The 24,755-nt window shown below is 41.2% G+C and carries 16 protein-coding genes, 5 tRNA genes and 3 pseudogenes; 12 read left to right on the forward strand and 12 right to left on the reverse strand.

Going from position 1 to position 24,755, the window contains the following annotated elements; translation table 11 throughout:
• Positions 1-7: 7 nt before the first annotated feature.
• Positions 8-567: pseudogene (locus EL144_RS10580) on the reverse strand (LOG family protein).
• Positions 568-718: 151 nt separating this feature from the next.
• Between EL144_RS10580 and EL144_RS10585 the strand changes: the two are divergent.
• Both EL144_RS10585 and EL144_RS10590 read left to right on the forward strand, forming a co-directional pair.
• Positions 719-2,509, forward strand: coding sequence for a protein-disulfide reductase DsbD (locus EL144_RS10585; protein ID WP_032996329.1), 1,791 nt, complete (start codon positions 719-721; stop codon positions 2,507-2,509).
• 105 nt (positions 2,510-2,614) lie between these two features.
• Positions 2,615-3,013: pseudogene (locus EL144_RS10590) on the forward strand (DoxX family protein).
• 289 nt (positions 3,014-3,302) lie between these two features.
• On the opposite strand, the gene EL144_RS10595 reads toward EL144_RS10590, so the two are convergent.
• Both EL144_RS10595 and rne read right to left on the reverse strand, forming a co-directional pair.
• A tRNA-Ser gene (locus tag EL144_RS10595) sits at positions 3,303-3,392 on the reverse strand.
• A 93-nt stretch (positions 3,393-3,485) separates the two neighbouring features.
• Entirely contained in the window at positions 3,486-6,374 is a 2,889-nt protein-coding gene (rne, locus tag EL144_RS10600; protein ID WP_032995138.1) for a ribonuclease E, read from the reverse strand.
• 469 nt (positions 6,375-6,843) lie between these two features.
• Between rne and rluC the strand changes: the two genes are divergently transcribed.
• Positions 6,844-7,803 (forward strand): 23S rRNA pseudouridine(955/2504/2580) synthase RluC, encoded by a 960-nt coding sequence (rluC, locus tag EL144_RS10605; protein WP_005703758.1) that lies wholly within the window; start codon positions 6,844-6,846, stop codon positions 7,801-7,803.
• 98 nt (positions 7,804-7,901) lie between these two features.
• Here rluC and trxA read toward each other — a convergent pair whose 3' ends face one another.
• The 3 genes from trxA to EL144_RS10620 form a co-directional block, all read right to left on the reverse strand.
• Positions 7,902-8,225, reverse strand: a complete 324-nt coding sequence (trxA, locus tag EL144_RS10610; protein WP_005703757.1) for a thioredoxin — start codon at positions 8,223-8,225, stop codon at positions 7,902-7,904.
• Between the two features lie 120 nt (positions 8,226-8,345).
• Entirely contained in the window at positions 8,346-9,341 is a 996-nt protein-coding gene (locus EL144_RS10615; RefSeq protein ID WP_005703756.1) for a 2-hydroxyacid dehydrogenase, read from the reverse strand.
• A gap of 19 nt (positions 9,342-9,360) precedes the next feature.
• Positions 9,361-10,470 (reverse strand): methionine biosynthesis PLP-dependent protein, encoded by a 1,110-nt coding sequence (locus tag EL144_RS10620; RefSeq protein ID WP_032995136.1) that lies wholly within the window; start codon positions 10,468-10,470, stop codon positions 9,361-9,363.
• Between the two features lie 240 nt (positions 10,471-10,710).
• Between EL144_RS10620 and EL144_RS10625 the strand changes: the two genes are divergently transcribed.
• The 3 genes from EL144_RS10625 (at position 10,711) to EL144_RS10635 (ending at position 10,986) form a co-directional block, all read left to right on the forward strand.
• Positions 10,711-10,786: transfer RNA gene (locus EL144_RS10625), tRNA-Gly, on the forward strand.
• Positions 10,787-10,793: 7 nt separating this feature from the next.
• Positions 10,794-10,867 (forward strand) — tRNA-Cys (locus EL144_RS10630).
• Between the two features lie 32 nt (positions 10,868-10,899).
• Positions 10,900-10,986, forward strand: a tRNA-Leu gene (locus EL144_RS10635).
• Positions 10,987-11,207: 221 nt separating this feature from the next.
• Here EL144_RS10635 and lysC read toward each other — a convergent pair.
• Together lysC and proA are read right to left on the reverse strand one after the other, a co-directional pair.
• On the reverse strand, positions 11,208-12,560 hold the full coding sequence (gene lysC, locus EL144_RS10640; protein WP_005703754.1) for a lysine-sensitive aspartokinase 3: 1,353 nt from the start codon (positions 12,558-12,560) through the stop codon (positions 11,208-11,210).
• A gap of 118 nt (positions 12,561-12,678) precedes the next feature.
• Entirely contained in the window at positions 12,679-13,941 is a 1,263-nt protein-coding gene (proA, locus tag EL144_RS10645; RefSeq protein WP_050332773.1) for a glutamate-5-semialdehyde dehydrogenase, read from the reverse strand.
• A gap of 165 nt (positions 13,942-14,106) precedes the next feature.
• Between proA and EL144_RS10650 the strand changes: the two genes are divergently transcribed.
• Complete coding sequence (locus EL144_RS10650; RefSeq protein ID WP_005703751.1) at positions 14,107-14,913, forward strand: hypothetical protein; 807 nt, start codon at positions 14,107-14,109, stop codon at positions 14,911-14,913.
• A gap of 68 nt (positions 14,914-14,981) precedes the next feature.
• Here the strand turns inward: EL144_RS10650 and EL144_RS11790 are convergent.
• Both EL144_RS11790 and fbp read right to left on the reverse strand, forming a co-directional pair.
• Positions 14,982-15,401: pseudogene (locus tag EL144_RS11790) on the reverse strand (YadA family autotransporter adhesin); the annotation flags it as partial.
• Positions 15,402-15,840: 439 nt separating this feature from the next.
• On the reverse strand, positions 15,841-16,848 hold the full coding sequence (fbp, locus tag EL144_RS10660; protein WP_005703749.1) for a class 1 fructose-bisphosphatase: 1,008 nt from the start codon (positions 16,846-16,848) through the stop codon (positions 15,841-15,843).
• Between the two features lie 158 nt (positions 16,849-17,006).
• On the opposite strand from fbp, the gene mpl reads away from it, so the two are divergent.
• Positions 17,007-18,380, forward strand: a complete 1,374-nt coding sequence (gene mpl, locus EL144_RS10665) for a UDP-N-acetylmuramate:L-alanyl-gamma-D-glutamyl-meso-diaminopimelate ligase (RefSeq protein WP_005703748.1) — start codon at positions 17,007-17,009, stop codon at positions 18,378-18,380.
• A gap of 49 nt (positions 18,381-18,429) precedes the next feature.
• On the opposite strand, the gene EL144_RS10670 is transcribed toward mpl, so the two are convergent.
• Positions 18,430-18,506, reverse strand: a tRNA-Met gene (locus EL144_RS10670).
• Positions 18,507-18,754: 248 nt separating this feature from the next.
• Between EL144_RS10670 and mltA the strand changes: the two genes are divergently transcribed.
• The 3 genes from mltA to znuA all read left to right on the forward strand — a co-directional run bounded on the left by mltA (position 18,755) and on the right by znuA (position 21,759).
• The gene (mltA, locus tag EL144_RS10675) at positions 18,755-19,873 is read left to right on the forward strand and encodes a murein transglycosylase A (RefSeq protein ID WP_005703747.1); all 1,119 of its coding nucleotides are present in this window, start codon (positions 18,755-18,757) and stop codon (positions 19,871-19,873) included.
• Complete coding sequence (gene tcdA, locus EL144_RS10680) at positions 19,873-20,637, forward strand: tRNA cyclic N6-threonylcarbamoyladenosine(37) synthase TcdA (RefSeq protein WP_005703746.1); 765 nt, start codon at positions 19,873-19,875, stop codon at positions 20,635-20,637. Before mltA ends, tcdA begins: the two co-directional genes overlap by 1 nt.
• A gap of 111 nt (positions 20,638-20,748) precedes the next feature.
• Positions 20,749-21,759 (forward strand): zinc ABC transporter substrate-binding protein ZnuA, encoded by a 1,011-nt coding sequence (gene znuA / locus EL144_RS10685; RefSeq protein ID WP_005703745.1) that lies wholly within the window; start codon positions 20,749-20,751, stop codon positions 21,757-21,759.
• A 58-nt stretch (positions 21,760-21,817) separates the two neighbouring features.
• Here znuA and EL144_RS10690 read toward each other — a convergent pair whose 3' ends face one another.
• The gene (locus tag EL144_RS10690; RefSeq protein WP_005703744.1) at positions 21,818-23,695 is read right to left on the reverse strand and encodes a monovalent cation:proton antiporter-2 (CPA2) family protein; all 1,878 of its coding nucleotides are present in this window, start codon (positions 23,693-23,695) and stop codon (positions 21,818-21,820) included.
• 112 nt (positions 23,696-23,807) lie between these two features.
• Here EL144_RS10690 and EL144_RS10695 point away from each other — a divergent pair, with 112 nt between their 5' ends.
• The gene (locus EL144_RS10695; RefSeq protein ID WP_050332770.1) at positions 23,808-24,620 is read left to right on the forward strand and encodes a 5'-nucleotidase, lipoprotein e(P4) family; all 813 of its coding nucleotides are present in this window, start codon (positions 23,808-23,810) and stop codon (positions 24,618-24,620) included.
• Positions 24,621-24,755 lie beyond the last annotated feature (135 nt).

The following is a 24,755-nucleotide window of genomic DNA, read 5'->3' on the forward strand; positions in this document are numbered from 1 at the left end:
CCGCACTTTAATAAGTACGGATTTCAGGTGGTTGATATTCGGCAATAAATTGCTCAATTTCCGTGCGATTATCACTGAATAGTCATTTTTTAAAATAAGTTTCATTGAGAAAATCTGTCTCAACCATACGTTGATACATCGCTCTTAATGCTTCATAAAAGCCATTTGTATTGAACAAAATGCAAGGATGGGGGGGTGACCGATTCTTGTCCAAGAGCAAACTTCACTGATTTCTTCTAATGTGCCAGGGCCGCCAGGCAAAGCAATACAGGCATCGGTCAATTTGAGCATGCAACCTTTTCGTTCTGCCATAGAGTCTACCACAATCAACTCGGTACAGTCTGAGTGTGTCAATTCCCGCGCTTGCAAAAAGGCAGGAATAATACCGATAACCTTTCCGCCGTTGGCTAATACCGTATCAGCTAACACTCCCATCAATCCGACTCTGCCACCACCATAAATTAAGGTATGTTGTTTTTGTGCAATCCATCGTCCTAAGGCTACAGCGGCCTGTTGATATTCAGGCTGATTGCCTAAACTTGCGCCGCAATAAACGGTAATATTCATCTTTATGTCCTACTTATGTCTTTAATGCCGATTCGGCAATACATTTTATAAATCGTAGTGATAAATTTTAAAAATGATATTTTACAGCAAAATTCTTGCTCTAATGCTAGAATGTGTGCCATTTTTATTTAGGATTACACACAATTTTATGATGAAAAGACTATTTATTTTACTGGTTTGTTTCTTTACCTCTTTGGCCTCACAAGCAGATTTATTTAATAATAAGCCTAAATTCTTGCCCGTGGATCAAGCCTTCCAACTTCAAGTGCAAAGAGCTGATAATGAACTCTCAATGCATTGGCAAATGGTAGAAAATTACTATTTATATCAAGATAAACTTGAATTTGCCGTGAATGGTAAGCCTGTTGAAAGCACGCCTAAATTTCTCTCACAAGCAGAACACTATAAAGATCCTTACTTTGGTTTAGTCAGCATCTTTAAACATGAACTTAACCTAAGCTTACCATTCAAAAACGCGAAACCTCAGGATCTGCTTGAAGTGACTTATCAAGGTTGTACTCAGGGCTTTTGTTATCCGCCGAAAACTAAAAAATTCAAAATTGGCGACATTTTACCCAACGTCTCAACTGCCGATATGAAACAAAACACCGCCGCCTCCCATCAGGAATCACAAAGTGCGGTGGAAAATCCCAACGTTTTTTCATCACAGCAAAATCAACTGGCAGATAGTCTGTCACAAAGCAAATATGCCATGTTGTGGTTTTTTGTATTAGGTATCGGATTGGCCTTCACGCCTTGTGTGCTACCGATGTTGCCGTTGCTTTCCGCCATTGTTATTGGCGGTAGAAAAGAAGATGCCGGCAACTGGCGCGCACTTGCGCTAAGTTTTGTATACGTACAAGGCATGGCCTTAACCTATACGTTGCTCGGATTAATTGTCGTGTTGATCGGCCTACCGTTCCAAATTGCGTTGCAAAGCCCTTATGTCTTGATTGGACTTTCCATCATCTTCGTATTGTTAGCACTATCCATGTTCGGCCTATTCACCTTGCAATTGCCATCATCTTTGCAAACCAAACTCACTCAATTTAGCCAACAACAAAAAAGCGGCGCTTTTTTCGGTGTCTTTGCCATGGGAGCGATTGCCGGCTTAGTGGCCTCCCCTTGCACCTCTGCGCCGTTATCCGGCGCCCTACTTTATGTCGCACAATCCGGCGATTTCGTCATCGGCGCATTAACCCTTTATTTATTGGCATTAGGCATGGGCCTACCGTTAATATTAATCACCGTATTTGGCAATAGAATCTTACCGAAATCCGGGGCTTGGATGGAAAACGTGAAAACAGCCTTTGGCTTTGTTATGTTAGCCCTACCGATTTTCCTGATTTCGCGCATTATTCCAAGCATTTGGGAACCGCGTTTATGGGCATTACTCGGCGTGAGTTTCTTTATTTGGTTAGCAACACAAATGCGCTCAAACGGCATCGGTTTATTCTTCCGCATTTTGTTCTTTATCGCTGCCATTGTTTCGGCACAACCATTACAAAACTGGGTGTGGCAAGACAATACCGCTACCTCACAAACAGCGAATACACAAAGTGCGGTTAAAAATTCACTCGTTTTTCAACAAATTTCAAACTATGACGAATTGCAAACAGTGCTAAAACAGCACCCAAATAAAATTGCCATGTTAGATTTATATGCGGATTGGTGCGTTGCCTGTAAAGAATTTGAACATAAAACCTTTGTAGACCCGCAAGTACAAATGGCGTTGAAGGATCTTTTATTATTAAGAGTTGATATGACAAATAACAGCGAATCTAACCGCACTTTGATGAAAGCTCTGGCCGTGACGGGCTTGCCTACCATCGTTTTCTTTAATAAACAAGGAGAAGAAATTCAATCTCAACGCATTACCGGTTTTTTACCTGCGAATGAATTTATCGCAACACTAAATGCCGCCAAAAGCGCCAATTATTAACAAAAAGTAAAAAATTATTTTCTGTTTTGATATTTTTGTTCCTTAAATTTTATATTAGCATACGCCGTCTAATTCATTCATGATGGTTTTACTTAAGGAAAATTTATGTTTTTAAACAAATACAGCAATTACTTTTTGGGCTTATTATGCATTGTTTCAGGCTAAGCCTTCGTGTTACACGCCACGACAAAATTCTGGGAATTCCCGATGTCAATGACCGGCGGTAACGGTTCCGTAGAGCTCACTTCTTTAATGGGCATTGGCGGTGTGATCGAATTAGTCTTCGGCATCTTGTTAACTCTAGGTTTATTTACCCGAGTATCCGCCTTCTTATTAAGCGGTCAAATGGCCGTAGCCTATTTTATGTTCCATGCCCCTAAAGGCTTTTTCTTCCCACTTATGAATGGCGGTGAGCCAACAATTTTATACTGTTTTATCTTCTTATACTTTGTTTTTGCAGGAGCCAGAGCATTTGCATTAGATAACAAAATAGCAAAGAAATAATTTAAAACATGATAAGAAAATAAAGGATTAGGTTTAGCACCTAGTCCTTTTTTGTATTTATAAAAAAGAAATCGACACAAAGTGCGGTGGATTATTCAGATGTTTTTTAACTTCATCGGCTTATGGAATAAGCTCTCCATCATGATAAGTCGATGGTAATTTCAGCAAATCAGTAACATTAAGAATTCATACTACAAATTTAATTAATCATCATTTTAGTACACAAAAAACCACAGATAACGGAAAACAAAAAGCGCTAAATCATAAACTTAGCGCTTTTTTTGAAATATGGCGGAGGAACTGGGATTCGAACCCAGGGAGGGCGTAAACCCTCGCCGGTTTTCAAGACCGGTGCCTTCAACCGCTCGACCATTCCTCCGTGGTTTTGAGCGAGGTGAATAATACGGACTTTACCCACCCAAGTCAAGCAGTTAAATAAAAGAAATTATTTAACTGCTTTATTTTCCAACGATTATGCTTTTGTCGGTTCGGAATACACATGACTAATTGCCATATGATGCCCTGCTGCCCCTTTACCATAAAAATAGTAACGGGATTCTTTCCATTCCTGAATAGGATACGCAGTAATCGGCCCTTCCGAGGCTTTTGCACAAGTCATTTCAGCCTTGGTATGGGTTACCGGAGAAAATGTGCCTAAACGACCGCTAAAGCTAAAAGTGCGGTCAGTTTCCGGCATACATTTTACAGCATCGGCAATAGGGGCAGAAACGCTCTCTTCAACTTTGGTTGCGGTTGGTTCAGAAACCACATTATTGAGATTCAAACGCTGTAAAGAAGCCTGTACTTTTTTCTCAACGGAATCATTTGCCGGTTGGGTAATAAACTCCGTCAAAGGTTGCACATCGCTTTTACTTTTCTCAACAATCATGTCTAATGCCGGAACCGTAATTTCCGGTTCATTCGACACACATTGGTTTTGTTGTTCTAATAGCTCATCAACAGACAAAAATGTATTTTCTTTCGGTTGATTAAGCTGATTCATATCAATCCAAACTTTACCGCTTGCCAATTCAGGAGAAGCTACTGCCGCAAATAATGGCATCGGTGACTTCTCTTGAGCATTACTACGGCGGCGACGCTGATTATTCACGCGCAGATGACGTGGCAAACGGCGTTGGCGTGAATTATCATGGAATTTTTCAGCTTCGTTTTCAACGTCTACCACTTCAACGGATTCTGCTACAACAACATTTTCATCAACTTGTTGCACTGCAGGTTTTGATTCTACGCTTTTTTGTTCTGCGAACGCGATAGTCTCTGCATCTACAACATTCGTTTCTGCAACCTCTTCATTAACGCGCACTTTCTTACGTAAATCACGACGTTGACGACGTTGCGTCACCTGTTCCGATTTGGTTTCATTCGTTGCTGATTCAATAGCATTCTGATTAATAACCTCTTCAATCACTTCTGCTTTACGGTTACGTTTTGCATTACGCTCTTGATTACGGTTTTTAGTCTCAGATTTTTCTGTTCTTTCCGTTGCCTGTACATCAACATTATCCGCATTATCATTACGCTGACGACGGCTATTACGACGCTCTTGATTACGACGATTACGATTGTTACTATTGCGGTTATTATTACGCGCTTTCTTAGTTTGTTCTTCCAGTTTTGGTTCAGAGGCAAACAAACCTTTTAGCGCAGACAATAAGCGAGAGAACAAAGATGGAGCACTTTTTTCTTTATGCTCTACCGGCTCAGGCGCAGGCATTGTAATGGCTAAAGATACCGCAGCACTTTCAACCGCTGGCGTTTCAGCTTCAGCACTATCAATATTACGGGAAACTAAAGATTCTTCTGCAGCAAATGTTTCATCCCGATCTTGATGTAATTTTACCAAATTGTAGCTTAACTCATTCATCTCTTCGCCATCACGCACACGGAACACGCTAAAATGCGGTGTTTCCATCGCTTCATTCGGCACCACCACAATATCCACATTATGGCGTTTTTCGATGCTATGAATGGCTTTGCGTTTTTCGTTTAATAAGTAAGACGCGATTTGTACCGGAACAATCGTATGAACCTGTTTGGTATTTTCTTTTAACGCTTCTTCTTCTAACAAACGAAGAATAGAAAGAGACAATGACTCATTATCACGAATCTTACCCATCCCCTGACAACGCGGGCATACATGATGCGAAGACTCACCTAGAGATGGACTTAAACGCTGGCGGGACATTTCCAACAAACCAAAACGGGAAATGCGGCTAATTTGAATACGCGCGCGGTCTTGGCGCACAGCATCGCGAATACGATTTTCTACTTCACGTTGATGGCGCACCGGCGTCATGTCGATAAAGTCGATCACAATCAAACCACCCAAGTCGCGTAAACGTAATTGACGAGCAATTTCATCGGCTGCTTCAAGGTTAGTATTTAATGCTGTTTCTTCAATATCACCGCCTCGAGTTGAACGTGCAGAGTTAATATCGATAGCGGTTAGTGCTTCAGTAACATCAATGACAATTGAACCGCCGGAAGGCAAACGAACTTCACGTTGGAAAGCAGATTCGATTTGTGATTCGATTTGATAATGGCTGAACAGCGGCACTTCGCCTTGATAAAGTTTTACCCGATTAATGAAATCCAGGCGCACTAATTTAATATGTGCTTTCGCTTTTTCATAGACTTTCGGACTATCAATAAGAATTTCGCCGATGTCACGACGCAAATAGTCGCGAATCGCACGAACGATAACGTCACTTTCTTGATGAATTAAGAAAGGAGCCGGACGACTTTGTGACGCCTGTTTAATAGCTTCCCAGTGATGTAACAGAACTTTCAAGTCCCATTGTAATTCTTCAGGCGATTTACCTACACCGGCGGTACGCACGATTAAACCGACACCTTCAGGCACATCTAAAGAACTCAAAGCATCTTTTAATTCCAAACGCTCATCGCCTTCAATGCGACGAGAAATGCCACCGGCACGCGGGTTGTTTGGCATAATCACCAAATAACTTCCGGCTAAGGAAACAAAGGTTGTCAGTGCTGCGCCTTTATTACCGCGCTCCTCTTTGTTAACCTGAACAATGACTTCCTGTCCTTCAGAGATAATATCGCGAATATTTGGACGACCTTGATACACATAATCGGCCGGAAAATATTCGCGTGCAATTTCTTTTAACGGTAAAAAACCGTGGCGTTCTGCGCCATAATCCACAAAAGCAGCTTCCAAACTCGGCTCAACGCGAGTGATTTTTCCTTTGTAAATATTGGCTTTTTTCTGTTCGTGACCAGGACTTTCAATGTCCAAGTCAAATAAGCGTTGTCCATCGACTAACGCAACGCGCAACTCTTCTTTTTGAGTTGCGTTAATTAACATTCTTTTCATTCGTTTTCTCTTTTATCAAAAGGGTTTAACACCCTAAAAATACGTCATCAAAAATGACCGCACTTTGCTTAGTCGCCGACCTCGTGTCTGTCGCAGAATGTCCGTCTTCCCGACTGTCATCTGCTGGGTGCATTGGCCACCTTATTCACATTCATACCATCTTGATATGTGAATAAAAAACAAAACCTGTTAAAAAATGGCTTGCAAGCTGTCGCTCATACTGATGGTTAAAAATCATTGCAATAACAACGTCTTATGCCGAATGCCGCATTGTATTTTATCAATGATAACGTGTTTATTTTAAAGCCTTTTTTATGACTTAAAAAGGCGCATTATTATCGCCTGAATAGGGATTTTTAGCAAGGCGTTTTACCCTTCCGGGAAGATTCTTTGCGACATTCAAACTCATAGCGCAATATGCTATGATGCGCGTCAATTTTTATGTAAAAGATCGTAATAACCAAAAAAGATGAATGAAAAGATAGTTAACCCAAACGTACAATTTCTCACCATAAATGATGACGAAGCCGGCCAACGATTAGACAATTTTCTCCTTGCGCGCTTAAAAGGTGTGCCTAAAAGCCTGATTTATCGCATTGTGCGTAAAGGCGAAGTACGGGTGAATAAAGGCAGAAGCAAGCCGGAATATAAATTACAAGCTGATGATGTGGTACGAATTCCACTGGTACGCGTGGCAGAAAAAGCACAGGAGACAATTTCCAATAAGCTGACCAAAGTCACCCAACTAGAACAACAAATTATATTTGAAGACAATTACTTATTGGTGCTCAATAAGCCTTCCGGTATCGCCGTGCATGGTGGGAGCGGGCTCGATTTTGGCGTGATTGAGGCATTACGTGCGCTACGTCCGGAAGCCCGTTTTTTAGAATTGGTTCATCGTTTGGATCGTGACACCTCGGGTATTCTATTGGTGGCAAAAAAACGTTCAGCCTTGCGCAATCTTCATAAACAACTGCGTGAAAAAACAGTACAAAAAGAGTATTTAGCGCTTGTGCGTGGGCAGTGGCAATCTCATTGCAAAGTAGTGCAGGCTCCGTTATTAAAAAATGAACTATCTAGCGGCGAACGTATTGTCAAAGTCAGCGAACAGGGTAAACCGTCGGAAACCCGTTTTTCCGTGGAGGAGCGTTATGTTAATGCGACCTTGGTTAAGGCTTCGCCGGTAACCGGGCGAACCCATCAAATCCGCGTCCACACCCAATATGCCGGTCATCCGATTGCCTTAGATAGCAAATATGGCGACAAAGTATTCAATCAACAAATGGCCGAATTAGGTTTAACACGCCTCTTTTTACACGCTTACTCGATTCGTTTTGAACATCCACATACCGGCGAAACCTTGCGATTGACGGCGCAGTTGGATAATTATATGAAAGGAATTTTAAAGCGGTTGCGCGATATGAAATAAAAGTGCGGTAGGTTTTAAAAATATTTTTAAATTCCACCGTACTTTTGTCACAAAATAAAACGCCAAGCATAAAGCTCGGCGTTTTTTGTTTGATTAAATTAGATATTTTGGTTTATGAAAGCCGCTAATTGATTTTTAGGTAATGCACCAACTTGGGTTGCCACCAGTTTGCCGTCTTTGAATAACAGCAATGTTGGGATACTGCGAACACCAAATTGTGCCGGTGTAGCTTGGTTATCATCAATATTGATTTTTACAATTTTCACTTTACCGGCAAATTCTACTGCTAAATCATCTAAAATCGGGGCAATCATTTTGCACGGACCGCACCATGGCGCCCAAAAATCTAACAATACCGGAACGTCTGAATTAACAACATCGGCTACGAAAGTTGCATCGCTGGAATGTAATACTTCACTCATTTTTCTGTCCTTATTTCTTTTGATGAACAATGCCATTTCACATGGCATTTTTTGTTTAAATGTTCGCGCATAATAGCATAGCGTGATGCCATTCGCACAAATTAGTTTAATTGCTAAAAACTAAGATGGTTGCACTGTATTATCGCAAGGTTTTCCTTTGCCTACCGCGTAGATATTTGATAACGTTACATCGGCAATACTGGTTAACGCTTCTTCCGTTAAAAAGGCTTGATGCCCGGTTAATAACACATTGTGGCAAGAAGACAAGCGACGGAAGACGTCATCTAAAATCACTTCGTTAGATTTGTCTTCAAAGAATAAATCTCTTTCGTTTTCATACACATCCATCCCTAAAGAACCGATTTTACGTTGTTTTAACGCATCAATGGCGGCTTGGGTATCAATTAAAGTACCACGGCTGGTGTTAATAATCATCACGCCGTCTTTCATTTTGGCAAAAGCATCACGATTTAATAAATGGTAGTTTTCCGGTGTGGCCGGACAATGCAGAGTAATAACGTGAGAGCGACGATAAATCTCATCTAAACTCACATATTCCGCCCCCAGCTCTTCTGCAGCCGCATTTTTGAACGGATCATAAGCCAAAATATGCATACCGAATCCTTTTAGAATACGCATAACGGCAACACCAATCTTACCGGTACCGATAACACCGACGGTTCGTCCATGCATATTAAAGCCGATCAGCCCTTCTAAAGAAAAATTCGCTTCACGAGTACGTTGATAAGCACGGTGAATACGGCGGTTTAATGTCATCATCAACCCAACAGTATGTTCTGCAACAGCCTCCGGTGAATAGGCCGGCACGCGAACAACGGTTAAACCTAACTCTTGCGCTGCTTTTAAATCCACATTATTAAACCCGGCGCAACGTAACGCGATAATTTTCACACCAAGTGCGGCTAGTTTTTCCAACACTTTTCGACTTCCGTCATCATTCACAAAAATGCACACCGCTTCACAATGCTCGGCCATTTTTGCTGTTCTCTCGCTAAGCATAAAATCGTAAAACTCTAACGACAAACCATACTTAGCGTTAATTAATTCTAAATATTTTCGGTCATAACTTTTCGTACTGTACACCGCAACTTTCATTTTGCCCTCCGTTAATCACTTATTTCAGTTGTGCAAATGCTTGTGCTAAATCAGCCTTAATGTCCTCAACATTTTCTAACCCCACAGAGAAACGTAACAGATTGTCCGTAATTCCGCGCGCAATACGTTCTGCTTCCGGAATATCCATGTGGGTTTGGGTTGCCGGATAAGTAATAAAACTTTCCGTACCACCAAGGCTTTCAGCAAAGGTAATCAATCTAATGGATTTTAAAAAAATATTCACCCAGTTTTCATCTTGTAAGCGGAACGATAACATCCCGCCTTTGTTAGGATATAACACATCTTTAACTTGTGGTTGTTGTTTTAAAAATTCCGCAATGGCTTTCGCATTTTCTTCATGACGTTGCATACGTAAGGCTAAGGTTTTCATGCCACGAATGGTTAGCCAAGAATCAAATGGTGATAACACCGGACCTGCACCGTTCTGAATATAAGCTAGACGATCACACAATTCCTGCCCTTTCGCAACAATTAAACCTACCAACACATCATTATGACCGGCAATATATTTTGTGCCGCTGTGAATAACAATATCCGCGCCATGCTCCATCGGGCGGAATAACACCGGTGTTAAAAATGTATTATCAACAATGAGTAATAAATCATGCTTTTTCGCTACCTTCGCAATGGCATCCACATCGCATTCTTCCATTAACGGATTAGACGGCGTCTCAATAAAAATGGCTTTGGTATTCGGCGTAATCGCTGCCTCAATTTCATTTACAGACGCGGTATTTACATATACCGGTTTCACGCCGTTGGTGTTTTTATAACAAAAATCCAATAAACGATAAGTGCCACCGTACACATCGCTGGACACAATCCATCCATCCGGTGAAGTAAATAATGACATCAATAATTGAATTGCAGCCATACCAGAAGAACAAGCAAATCCGCGTTCACCTTTTTCTAATTTGGCAATGGTGTCTTCTAATATGCTACGGGTTGGGTTTTTAGTTCTGGTGTAATCAAAGCCAGTGCTTTCACCAATTCCGTGATGGCCGTAGGCCGTGGAAAGGAAAATAGGGGTGGAAACCGCGCCGGTTCGCTCATCTGAACGATTACCGGCTTGAACTAATAAAGTATCAATCTCATATTCTTGCATCATACATCCTCCGATAAAATAACAAAATTTCATATCGCAATTTTTATAAAAATTGAGGCTCATTTTGGCACAAACCCTTGTGCTATTAAAGAAAATTTTTATAAGTACTTGATTAAACGGATTAAATTTTCTGTCTCTTAAAGTTGAATTTTTTGCATTTTTTTCAACAAACACACTTATTTTTTTAATTGTTTGTTGACAGTTAGGCATAAGTCAGTAAAATGCACCGCACTAACAACAAATGCGGGAATAGCTCAGTTGGTAGAGCACGACCTTGCCAAGGTCGGGGTCTCGAGTTCGAGCCTCGTTTCCCGCTCCAAACTCATGGCGTGTTAGCAAAGCGGTTATGCACTGGATTGCAAATCCATGTAGCTCGGTTCGACTCCGGGACACGCCTCCATAACTCCAAAAGCAGTTAGCTAATCACTCGATGCCCGAGTGGTGGAATCGGTAGACACAAGGGATTTAAAATCCCTCGCCTTTCGAGGCGTGCCAGTTCAAGTCTGGCCTCGGGCACCATTCAACACCCTCTAAATACTAGAGATATTCGTAAAAATGGCTTGAAATAATAGATTTGGCTATGTGTGCTATTTTTTATTGCAGGTAAATCTATAAGAATAATATTAGGTACTAATTGGCAGAATATTTTGAAAACCTGCCTAATTTTCGATCTATCCAACGTTATAATATTCAAAAAAATGACCGTATCTTACAAAGTGCGGTCATTTTTTTTATAGTTTTTATTCGAACAATGATTTATGCAAGGCACGTACGATTTCATCGGCTTTATCACTATCCGCCAATAAACAAACGTTATTGGTGCTGGCGCCGTAGCTTATCATACGAATATTGTAGGCCTCTAAGGTGTCAAAAATACGTTTTGCTGTACCTGAAGTTGTATGTAATGCATTACCAATCAACGCGATCAAGGATAAACCGGTATCCACTTTGACCGTGCAAAACTCGCTCAACTCACTAATCAATTCGTTAGACAATAATGTTGCACCAGAAGAGGCTGAACCTGTTTTATCTAGGGTGATCGCCACGCTCACTTCTGAAGTCGTGATGGTATCTACAGAAATTTTGTGTTTCGCTAAAATAGTAAAAATATTGGCTAAGAAACCTTGAGCATGCAGCATATTGAGACTAGATAACGTTAATAACGTTTGATCACGGCGTAGTGCAATAGCGCGGAAAGTCGGGCGCGGTTGAGGATCACGGGTGACCCAAGTGCCTCCATCTTGCGGGACTTTACTGGAACCGACATACACTGGGATATTGCTACGCACCGCCGGTAATAAGGTTGCAGGATGCAACACTTTCGCACCAAAGGTCGCCATTTCCGCGGCTTCAGAGAAGCTCATGGTGCTAATACGTTGTGCATTTGGTACGATACGAGGATCCGTCGTATAAATACCGGCTACATCCGTCCAAATAAGCACATCTTCCGCATCAAGCACTTCTGCTAACAAAGCAGCAGAATAGTCGCTACCGCCACGACCTAATGTCGTCGTTTTGCCTTGTTCATCACGGCCGATAAACCCTTGCGTAATCACCAGTTCACCACGATCAATTAACGGTTTTAACACCCGCTCACTATTGGCGCGGGTTTGTTCATCATTAGGTGCGGCTTTGCCAAAATGGCTGTTAGTGGCTACGATTTGACGTACATCCAACCAAGTGGCTTGAACTTCAAACTCACGCAAAACTTCCACAAAAATCAGTGAAGACATCATTTCGCCATGGCTAATGAGTTCATCGGTTAATGCGAGTGACGTCGCAAGATTAGCGGCTTCTGCAAGGGAAGTAATGTTGTCTAATAAGGCTTCAATCTTCGGACGAACAGTGCTGTCATCTTTTAATTCATTCAAAATATTTTCTTGAATTTGACGCACTTCGCCTAATAATTTACTACGTTCAGGCTCTTCGCAACCGTTTGCTAAGGCAACCAATAAATTGGTGACGCCGGCGGAAGCGGAAAGCACCACAACGCGGGTGTTCGGATCAGCAATAACGATTTTGGCGCAAGACTGCATGGCAGGATAATTGGCAACACTACTGCCACCAAATTTAGCAACTGACAGATGGGACATAATAAACTCCGATTAATAAGTATGAATTGTATTTTTACCATACGATTACTCATTTATCGGAGTTTTGTCAAACAATTAATTTATAATTTTAGATAATTTATAAATTTTACTGAAAAAATTAAGATCTAATCGAATAATCTCCAACACAAACCCATTTATAGGTGGTCAATGCCTCCAATCCCATAGGACCACGAGCATGGAGTTTTTGCGTACTCACAGCAACTTCCGCCCCCAAGCCGAATTGCCCCCCATCGGTAAAACGCGTACTGGCATTGACATAAACTGCAGCAGAATCCACTTGAGCAATGAATTGTTGGGTCAATTTTTGCGAGGAGGTCAAAATACTGTCGGAATGTTGGCTACCATATTGGCGAATATGCGCCACCGCTTGTGTCAAATCATCCACGATAACGACATTTAAATCTAGCGACAACCATTCTTGCTTAAGCGACTCTTCCTGCAACGGCACAACATTCGCCCCAGCTTTTTGCAATAGGAAAAGTGCGGTCGAATCAGCGTGCAATTTTACATTTTTTTCCTTCAACGCCTCCGCCAATTTTGGTAAAAATGCATCCGCAATACTGCGTTGTACTAGAAGAGTTTCCAACGTATTACATGTGCTTGGGCGTTGAGTTTTAGCATTTAAAATCACCGGCAGGGCTTTTTCCAAATCAGCACTTTCTTCCACAAACATGTGACAAACACCGATACCGCCCACAATCACTGGAATGGTTGAATGCTCCTTGGCTAATTGATGTAATGCCGCGCCCCCACGAGGAATAATCATGTCCACATATTGATCTAATTTTAACAATTCCATCACTAACGCACGATCCGGATCAGTAATCGCCTGTACCGCGGTTTTCGGCAAGCCCGCTTGGGATAAAGCATTTTGCACGACTTCCACCAACACCTGATTAGAATGTTGTGTTTCTTTTCCACCGCGCAAAATCACCGCATTACCGGTTTTTAAGCATAGGCTCGCCACATCAATAGTAACATTCGGGCGCGCCTCATAAATGGTTCCAATCACCCCTAACGGTACCCGAACCCGCTCAATTTTCACACCACTATCCAGTAAACCACCATCAATAATTTTACCTACCGGATCCGCTAAAGAAATCACATGACGTACATCATTAGCAATGCCCTGTAAACGTGCCGGCGTTAACAGCAAGCGATCGATAATCGCATCTGACAAGCCATTTTGCTTGGCTGCCGCAATATCTTGCGCATTGGCAGCTAAAATACGTTCTTGTTCCTGTTCCAGTTGGTCGGCAATCAATGCCAAGGCGTTATTTTTTTCATGTTGGGAAAGTTGAGAAAGCACAAAAGCGGCTTGTTTAGCCTGTTTTCCCATTTCAATTAAATTCACGGACATATTTTCTCCTATTTGTTGGTGGCGTTATTTTAGAAAGAGAAGAGTCAAAATACTATATTTAATGCATAAAAAAACTGTGGGATTTTCCACCGCACTTTTGACCCCTTCTGCGAATTCTTGCATAATGCACCACAAAATTGACTCTGCTCATGCCTAGGAAACATTATGTCCGAACAACAACCCAAATTTTTAACCGCACTTGCCTCTTTATTTCCTGTTTTATTATTGCTCGTCATTGATATTTTCGCTTTATGGCTACAACCACAATCAAAAGCCATTTCACACTTAGCTCTTGGTGTATTAACGGCGCAACTGATTTGTCTGATTGTCTTTCTTAAAGGTGAAATTTGTAACGGACAACGCTCCCGCCTCAGTTTGGTAAATATGTATTTTGCTATCTTTTGGGTAGTTTGGTTTTTGCTGAGTTTTTGGTCAAATTATCATTATATTCTGACAGACTTTGTAAGCGTCTGCGGTTTAGCATTAGTTCTCACCACGTGGAGACAACCGCAGGAAGAGGAATTACGTGATGGTTTACTTAAAATAGCCGGTTTGATCGGCACCTTAGGCGTAATATGTTATGGCATAGTTCTCTTTGATACGGAAAATTTAATCCAATTTAACCCTGTAGCACAAATCCTGTTAGGGATTATTTTAGCCAATTTAGCATTAGTTATTTCCCGTAATCGACTGCAAGGTTTTATCGCATTGTTAATGTTGTCGGCCATCGTTATCCTTGCTTTGAATGCGATTTTTGTAGTGGCAAATTTGTTCTATTTTGCCCAACAAAGTGCGGTCATTTTTTACAATGAATTTGCCTTATTGCTGTATGTTTTACTGCACTTTGTCATTGCTGCCATGCTTACCGTACATATTTTTAAACAGTGGAAACTCTCTTATAACACTTTAATTATTTTGTTATTTATTAGTGCAAGCCTGCCACTATGGGCAAACTTTGCTTATACCCTCTAAGCTTAGGAATAAAAAAACCTCCTCAATGCTGAGGAGGTTTTTTTATTTTCTGCATAGGTAAATTTATCTTACCATTGATAGCCTGCACCAACAGAGCCACCGAAATCACCACGTGTATTAACGTTACCGGTTAATTTCAAAATGACTTTTCCGTTGTCGGTAATGCGGGAAGCGCCTACCGCTAACGCACTTTGGTCGCGATAGCCACCCACAGCAGCAGCTACCATGCTTTTACCCGGCGTATAAGCCTGTGGTAAACCAGCTGTTGCTGTTGCACCTGCAACACCTGCGCGTAAGCGTTTGTTTTCCCTATTCATTTTATTTTCTAACCTATTAATATTATAGGTGTTGTTATTATTAACAATCGTATTTTTTTCTAATGCAGCATAGAGTTGAGAGCCATTAATGGCATCTGTAGAAGTTTTGCTAATTCGACCTGCAGCCACGTTAGTAATGGTTCTTTCTTTACCTTCGGAACCTACGCTTACAGTGGCTAGTGGATTATTACCTGCAAAACCGCCGTAGGTTATGCCATTTACTGTCGCCTCATTTGTTCCTACTGCAGCAGCGGTTGTTGAACCGCTACCAAAAACTTGATACGACCCAGCGTCAGCGAAAAGTGAAACTGAAGAAAAAAATGCACTTATCGCGCTCAGTTTAAAGATTTTAGAAAAGATTGAATATAAATGTATTATGATTGAACTGGATTTAGCATGAGTTCTTGATAACTCTGAGACAACTAAACAGTTATGTTGAGCCGTTCCAAATAACTTTGGAAATCTTATTAATAAAATATCCTTATAATTAAATCGGATTAAAAATAAAGAAGAAACATCTAAATATAGCGTAGGCACTCAAAATAAAGAAAATAGGCATGCAAAGATAATATAAAAAATACCTATTTTTCCAACCGCACTTTAACATCTATTATTGATCTTTAAAATCACGCATTAATTGCTCAGCTTTTTTAACCATTTCTTTAGAACCAATGAATAGTGGTACCCTTTGATGCAAGGTTGTTGGTTTAATATCTAAGATTCGATTATAACCATCACTTGCTACACCACCCGCTTGTTCTGCCAAGAAGGCCATTGGGTTACCTTCATACAATAAACGCAATTTGCCATTTGGGTAGTTAGTAGCGCTTGGGTAAATGTAAATACCACCTTTTAACATATTGCGGTGGAAATCAGATACCAGAGAACCAATATAACGAGATGTGTATGGACGTTGGGTTTCCTTATCTTCTTCTTGACAGTATTTCAAATATTTTTTCACGCCCATTGGGAATTTGAGGTATTGCCCTTCATTAATGGAATAAATTTTGCCTGTTTGTGGGATTTTAATGTTTTCGTGAGAAAGGCAGAACACTCCAAGAGATGGATCGTACGTAAAACCGTTAACGCCATTACCTGTGGTATAAACCAACATGGTGGAGGAACCATACACGATATAACCTGCCGCAACCTGACGATTGCCCGGCTGCATGAAGTCTTCCAGCGTTACCGGTGTACCAAGAGGTGATACACGACGATAAATGGAGAAAATTGTTCCCACTGCAACGTTTACATCAATATTTGATGAACCATCTAATGGGTCAGTTAAAATCACATATTTGGCATTACGACCACGTTCCGTATCAAATGCAATGAAATTTTCTTCTTCTTCAGAAGCGAACCCGGCGACTTCTTCACGACTCATAAGAGCTTGTTTCATCGTGTTATGGGCGAATAAATCCAACTTCATCTGCGCCTCGCCCTGCACGTTCTCCACTCCGCTGTTACCGATAATATTATTGGTCAACCCCGCTTTATTAATATCACGATGGATCACTTTTGCCACTAATCGGATAGAAGATAAAATACCGCTCAACTCACCTTTAGCATTGGGATATTCAGCTTGTCGTTCTACAATAAATTCGCCTAACGTTTTCATGTTTTATTCCTTGTTTGATTAATGAATTTACTCAATTCCGAACTTACTTTATTATAACAGCTTAGATTCTTGCTGATAGAAAAGATTCCTATTTCTGTGATTCACAACACATTTTTTCATATCAAGCGGCAAATAATGCGATATTAAAAGGATTCAAGATGACGACTAAACACATTCATATTTTAGGTATTTGCGGCACATTCATGGGTGGCATAGCAATGATCGCCAAACAAATGGGCTATCATGTAACGGGCTCTGACACAAATGTTTACCCACCAATGAGCACCTTCCTCGCAGAAAATCACATCGAAATCATACCGCACTTTGAGCCGAGCCAACTGCAACCCGCGCCGGATATGATTATTGTGGGCAATGCTATGAAACGTGGAAATCCTAGCATTGAATATATGTTAGAAAACAACATTCCTTACACCTCCGGCCCACAATGGTTGCATGATCATTTATTGCGTGATCGTTGGGTCTTGGCGGTATCCGGCACACACGGTAAAACCACCACTACCGGTATGCTCACTTGGATTTTAGAACAAAATGGCTTAGAACCGGGTTTCTTAATCGGCGGTATCGCAGGGAATTTCGGCATTTCTGCACGTTTAGGGAAAAGTCCGTATTTCGTCATTGAAGCGGATGAATATGACACCGCATTTTTCGATAAGCGTTCAAAATTCGTACATTACAACCCACGCACGTTGATTATTAATAACATCGGTTTCGATCACGCAGATATTTTTGAGGATTTAAAAGCCATTCAGCGCCAATTTCATCATATGATTCGCACAATTCCAAACAATGGCCGCATTTTGTCTTTTGCCGGTGAACAAAGCGTGGAACAAACCCTCGCTATGGGCTGTTGGTCAGAATGCCAATATGTAGGCAAAGATCAGGAATGGTATGCTGAACGCATTCCCCATGATTGCACAGAATTTGCGGTGTTCCACAAAGGTGAAAAAGTCGCTGAAGTACACTGGAATATTGTGGGAGAACACAACATGCGTAACGGTTTAATGGCCATTGCCGCAGCCCATCATGCAGGCGTGAACATTCAAAAAGCCTGCGAAGCCTTAGGAACATTTATCAATGCCAAACGCCGTTTGGAAGTCAAAGGAAACATACATGACATCACCGTTTATGACGATTTTGCCCATCACCCTACAGAAATACGCGCAACATTGACCGCACTTCGCGACAAAGTCGGTGCCAATGCCCGCATTTTAGCGGTGCTGGAACCTCGTTCTAACACGATGAAAATGGGAGTGCATAAAGATGAAATCGCTCCGGCATTGGAAAAAGCCGATGCGGTATTTTTATTCCAGCCGGAAACCATTCCATGGAAGGTAACAGACATTGCCAACGCACTAACACAACCAACTTCGCATAGTGATGAGCTAGAGACACTGGTTAATATGATCGCAACCGAAGCGAAACCAACCGACCATATTTTGGTAATGTCCAACGGTAGCTTTGGCGGTATTCATCAGAAAATTTTAGATGCGTTGCAAAAGAAAAGCATTTAATAGATAAGAAAAAAGGCATTCGTTTGTAATGAATGCCTTTCTTAAAATTTGGTTGCGGGGGCCGGATTTGAACCAACGACCTTCGGGTTATGAGCCCGACGAGCTACCAAGCTGCTCCACCCCGCGTTCGAGGGCGCCTAATATACCCGTTTGAAAATCAATTGCAAGTTTAAGTGTAAAAATTTTGTTTATTCGTTGTAAAAATAAACGATACGTTGTTTTTTTAAACATAAAACCCATAATACTTAACACAAAAAACACCATTATTTATGACCGCACTTGATGCCAACGAGCATGAATTTCATATTCATCCACAGTAAATTGGTGTAAAATTCGCCTTTCTTTGTTTTATCCACTCTTTCTTAGGACGTTGTATGCTATTGAATCGAACCTCCCTTTATAAATTTCTGACCCTTTCCGCCATGGCGGTTTTAACAGCTTGTTCTTCGAACACCAATAAAAATACCGTAACGCCAAGTAGCAGTCCGAACGCAACCGATGTCGATCCGCAAAAATTCGGTGCGGTGTATAACGGACGCAATTATCAACAGGCTATTTTTACCCCGGTACCCCGCGTCGAGAACCAAAGTGCGGTCATAAATCAAGGTGATTTTTTAACACAGCTTTCTAATGTAAATACTTACTCCAGCAAACTCAGTAGCAATTTTGCGCCCACTTATGAAAAAATTACAGCGTGGGTGTTAGCCGGAGCGAATGTGGGCGAGCTTGCCAATTTCGGCATTAATCCGCAAGTAATGAAAGGTTTTGACGGCTATCAAAACGTGTTAATGACCGGTTACTATTCACCGGTCATTCATGCCCGCCGCACACCACAAGGTCAATATAACCAACCGATTTATGCCTTACCGACACAAAAACGTTTCTCTCGTGCTGAAATTTACGCAGGCGCATTGAAAGGCAAAGGCTTGGAACTGGCTTACAGCGACTCCATGATTGATAACTTCTTATTGGGCGTGCAAGGAAGTGGCTATGTGGATTTTGGTGAAGGCAATTTAAACTATTTCGCCTATGCCGGTCAAAACGGTTATAAATATCAATCGGTAGGCCGCTTGTTGGTGGAAGACGGTGAAATTCCAAAAGAGAAAATGTCTATTCAGGCTATTCGGGAGTGGGTCAAAGCAAATCCATCCCGCGCCCAAGGCCTATTAGAGCGCAATCCATCTTATGTCTTCTTTAAAAATGATCCTTACGGCAAAGTGAAAGGCGCCGCCGGCGTACCTTTGGTGCCAATGGCTTCCGTAGCATCGGATCGCAGTGTCATTCCGATGGGTAGCGTATTATTGGTAGAAGTGCCACAAATTGATAATGAGGGCAATTGGACAAAACAACATCAGCTACATTTGATGGTAGCATTAGATGTGGGGGGCGCCGTGAACGGACATCACTTCGATTTATATCGCGGTATCGGTGATCAAGCCGGCCACATTGCAGGGTTATCTAAACATTATGGTCGCGTTTGGGTGTTACGTTAATGGCACGCATTGACAACTACGAACAGCGTTTCGGCGGCATTGGGCGCTTATATGGCGCAGATGCCTTAGCCCGTTTGCGCCAAGCGCATATTTGTGTCATTGGCATTGGCGGTGTGGGGTCATGGGCGGTGGAAGCCCTTGCCCGTTCAGGCGTAGGCAAAATCACCATGATCGACATGGATGACATTTGTGTCACCAATATTAACCGCCAAATTCATGCGCTAACCGGTAATATCGGCCAACTCAAAACCGAAGTCATGCAACAACGGGTTAAACTTATTAACCCTGAGTGTGACGTGCAAATAATTGATGACTTTATTTCTGGCGAAAATTTGGCCCAATATATCCATCCAGACTACGATTATGTAATAGATGCCATTGATAGCGTAAAAACCAAGGCTGCACTAATAGCCTACTGTAAACGGAATAAAATCAAAATTATCACGGTCGGCGGTGCCGGCGGGCAAACGGATCCCGGCCAGATTCAAATAGCTGATTTAAGCCGCACTATTCAAGATCCTTTGCTGGCAAAAGTGCGGTCGGTTTTACGCAAGGATTTTCATTTTACACAAAATCCAAAACGAAAATTTGCTGTCGATAGCGTGTTTTCCACACAACCTATTATTTTTCCGCAAGTGCGTGATAATTGTACCACTTCCGCTACCATGAACTGTGCCAATGGATTCGGTGCGGCAACAATGATTACTGCTACTTTTGGTTTTTTCGCGGTATCACGAGTGCTAGAAAGGTTATCACAAAAATAACAACTAACTTATTTTTCAAAATAAAAAAAGATAGAAATTTAAATGAAAAAAGAGTAACCTACCTTGGTTTTATCTCATTCATATTCCAATAATAGAAGGAAATACAAGACTATGTTAGCTCAACACTTAAAAACTACCGCGATTGCTGCGGCCATTCTTTCTTTTTCTGCTGCGGCCTCGGCCTCTATCGTAACTTCCGTTAAACCTTTAGGTTTTATTGCTTCCTCAATTGCTAATGGTGTCACTGATACCGAAGTGCTAGTACCTGCCGGCGCCTCACCGCACGATTACAGTTTAAAACCTTCCGATGTACAAAAGCTAAAATCTGCTGAAATGCTGATATGGATCGGTGAAGATGTCGATGCTTTCTTAGATAAATCCATTGATGATTTGGATTATAAAAAAGTGTTGACGATCAAAGATATTGCCGCCATTGAACCGTTTTTATTAAAAGGTGAACATCATCACCATCATCATAGCGAAGGCGATGTGCATGAAGATCACGATCATGCACACAAAGGACATGAGCACGCGCATGAAGGTCACGATCACAAACATGAACACGAAGGGCACGAGCACCATCATGATCACGAGCATGAAGATTTGGGTGTGAATTGGCATATTTGGTATTCTCCGGACATTAGCAAAGCGGTAGCACAACGTATTGCTGCGAAATTACTCAAACAATATCCGGAGAAAAAAGATCTCATTGAAAAAAACGTTGCAGAATTTAACCGCACTTTAGATGAACAAAGTGCCAAAATCAAAACACAATTGGCAGATGTCAAAGAGAAAGGCTTCTATGTATTCCATGATGCCTACGGCTATTTCAACAACGCTTACGGTCTAAAACAAACTGGCTATTTCACGATTAATCCGCTAGTTGCACCGGGTGCAAAAACCTTAGCGAAAATTAAAGAAGAAATTGCCGAACATAAAGTGACCTGCTTATTTGCCGAGCCTCAATTTACGCCAAAAGTGATTGAGAGCTTAAGTAAAGGTACTAAAGTGAATGTCGGTCGCCTTGACCCGATGGGAGATGCCGTTAAACTCGGAGCCAATTCTTATGCTGCATTCCTCCAATTTACAGCAGATAGCTATGCACAATGCTTAGCAAAATAATAGAATAAATTTCAAAATAAAGGCACGAAATAATTTCGTGCCTTTATTTTATGAACAATCAAACCGCTTTTATCTGTTCATTTGTATGTTCTTCAACTGAAGAAGCTTGGTCTGTTTCAGCCAAAATATCTGCGGCTTCTTCATTTAACGCTTCAGCATGTTGTGTGGGACGAATAAAAGGTTTTGGCGTCCAATATTTTCTGACCAATTCAGCTGAAAATCCGTGCAAAACCTCTTCATTTAAACGCTCCTGATCTAATTGACGAATGAAAGTAACAACTTCATCAGCCTCAATTTGATCTACACCTAAACGAATTAACGCTTCTCGTCCTAAAAGCAAGGCAGATTCAAAGGTCTCACGAATTTGAAAATCAATACTAAGTTTCACTAAATTGACCGCACTTTGCCGATCATAAGTTCTAGCAAGTACTGGCAATAACGGATATTCATGTTTAATCTGCTCAACAATCAATTCAATACCTTTTGTATCACTAATCCCTAAAATTAAACAAGAGGCTTTTTCTAAACCGCAAGCGCGCAATACATCTAAGCGGGAACCATCGCCGTAGAACACTTTAAAACCAAATTTTGCCGCAGAACGAATGCGTTCAATATTGGCATCAATCACGGTGACTTGAATACCTCGAGCCAACAATGTCTGACAAACAATTTGACTAAAACGTCCAAAACCCAGTACCACAACATTATTTTCAACGCTTTCAATCAAATCAATGCTATCTACATGATCGGTATTTATATTCTCCTTAGTATTTGGCTTTGATAAGCGACGTAGAACTAATACAATTAATGGCGAAAACAACATAGAAATAATCACGGCTGCCGTAAATGTTGCATTTAAACCTGCAGACAGGACACCTGCGGTTGTCGCAGCAGAAAATAAAACGAATGCAAACTCGCCACCATGCGCCATAATTGCCGTACGCCCAATGGCTTCTTTATGGTTTAATAATGTCATACGTGCCACAGCATACACGCTTATAGCCTTCCCTAATATATACAAGAAAACAATACCGAGTAGCCATAACGCATTATGCCAAACTAATGCAAAATCTAATGACATCCCTACGCCCATGAAAAATAGACCTAGCAATAATCCACGAAACGGTTCTATATCAGCTTCTAATTGATGTCGAAAAGCCGATTCAGATAACATTACACCAGCAACAAACGCCCCCATCGCCATAGACAACCCACTGATTTCCATAGCTAATGCAGCCCCAAGTACCACTAGTAAGGCAGCTGCCGTCATCATTTCTCGAATATGTGCCTTCGAAATCATTCGGAAAATCGGATTCATCAGCCATTTACCGGCAGCGACTAATCCTAATACCGCAGCCAATGCCATGCCAATACCTGCCCAGTTGGTAGAATGTGATGCATTATCTGTTTCCGGAGAAAGAAAGGCCACAAATGCCAACAAGGGAACGATAGAAAGGTCTTCAAATAATAATGTGGAAACAACACGCTGGCCTTTAGGCGTTGAACTGATGCCACGCTCTTCCAAAACTTGCATGACAATAGCGGTAGAAGAAAGTGTAAATCCCATCGCCGCAATGAAGGCAATAGGAAGACTGAGATTTAGCAAATGAATACCCGCTAATGTCAATAACACACCACAAAGCCCTACTTGCAGCAAGCCTCGTCCAAAAATCGCCTTACGCATTGCCCATAGACGCTCTGGATGCATTTCCAAACCAATAATAAAAAGAAACATTACAACGCCTAATTCAGCCATGTGAACAATATTGGAGGGGTCTTGAAACAAGCCAAAACCAGAGGGCCCGATCAAACATCCGGCAACTAAATAACCTAATACACTTCCCAACCCAACACGTTTAAAAAGCGGAACAATAGTGACACTGGTGGCCAATAAAACTACCGTTTTTACTAGCTCAGGATTAGATAATTCAGACATCGTAAAACCTTATAAAAAAGAAAGAGAATGGGGAATAGAATGCTATGAATTATACATGATGCTTGTTATAATTTTTCAGGTATTTATCACATAAATTAAGAGGAGAAAAACAATGAAAAATACACTAAAAATAACTGCAGTTGCTGTAATGTCAGCGTTTGTATTAGTGGGTTGTACACAAAATACATCAAAAGGAGATACTCAATTACAGCAACAAGCTGTGCTAGGAATTAACTGGATGCAAGAATCCGGTGAATATGATGCATTGGCCTATCAAGCATTTAATACAGCTAAAGTAGCATTTGATCATGCCAAAGCGAAAAAAGGCAAGAAAAAAGCGGTTGTTGTTGATTTAGACGAAACTATGATCGATAACAGTGCCTATGCTGGCTGGCAAATTCAAAACAATAAACCATTTGATAGCAAAGATTGGACTCGTTGGGTTGATGCTAGAGAATCCAAAGCCATTGCCGGTGCAGTAGAGTTTAATAATTATGTCAATGCCAATAAAGGTAAAATGTTCTATGTCTCTAATCGCAAAGACAGTAATGAAAAAGCCGGTACAATTGATGACATGAAGCGTCTAGGCTTTACCGGTGTTGATGAAAGTTCACTTTATTTGAAAAAAGATAAATCTGCTAAATCTGCCCGTTTCGCCGAAATTGAAAGCCAAGGTTACGATATTGTACTTTATATGGGCGATAACTTAGATGATTTTGGTGACGCTACACATGGAAAATTAAATGCGGATCGTCGTGATTTTGTTGCCAAAAACCAAGCTAAATTCGGTAAAACTTATATTGTTTTACCTAACCCAAATTACGGTGGCTGGGAAGGCGGCCTAGCAAAAGATTATTACAAAGGTGACTCTCAAAGCAAAGTTGATGCACGTTTAAATGTCATCAAGGCATGGAGCGGAAAATAATCCCACGTCTATAAAAACATCCCAAAAACTAACCGCACTTTGAATCTATTCCAAAGTGCGGTTTTCTTTTTCGCTAAATTCCCTTGTTATCTCTCCGTTATCTCTTTAATTGGTAACTTGTCATTCTCTTACTTT

It is taken from the genome of Aggregatibacter aphrophilus ATCC 33389, from assembly GCF_900636915.1.
Lineage (GTDB): Bacteria > Pseudomonadota > Gammaproteobacteria > Enterobacterales > Pasteurellaceae > Aggregatibacter > Aggregatibacter aphrophilus.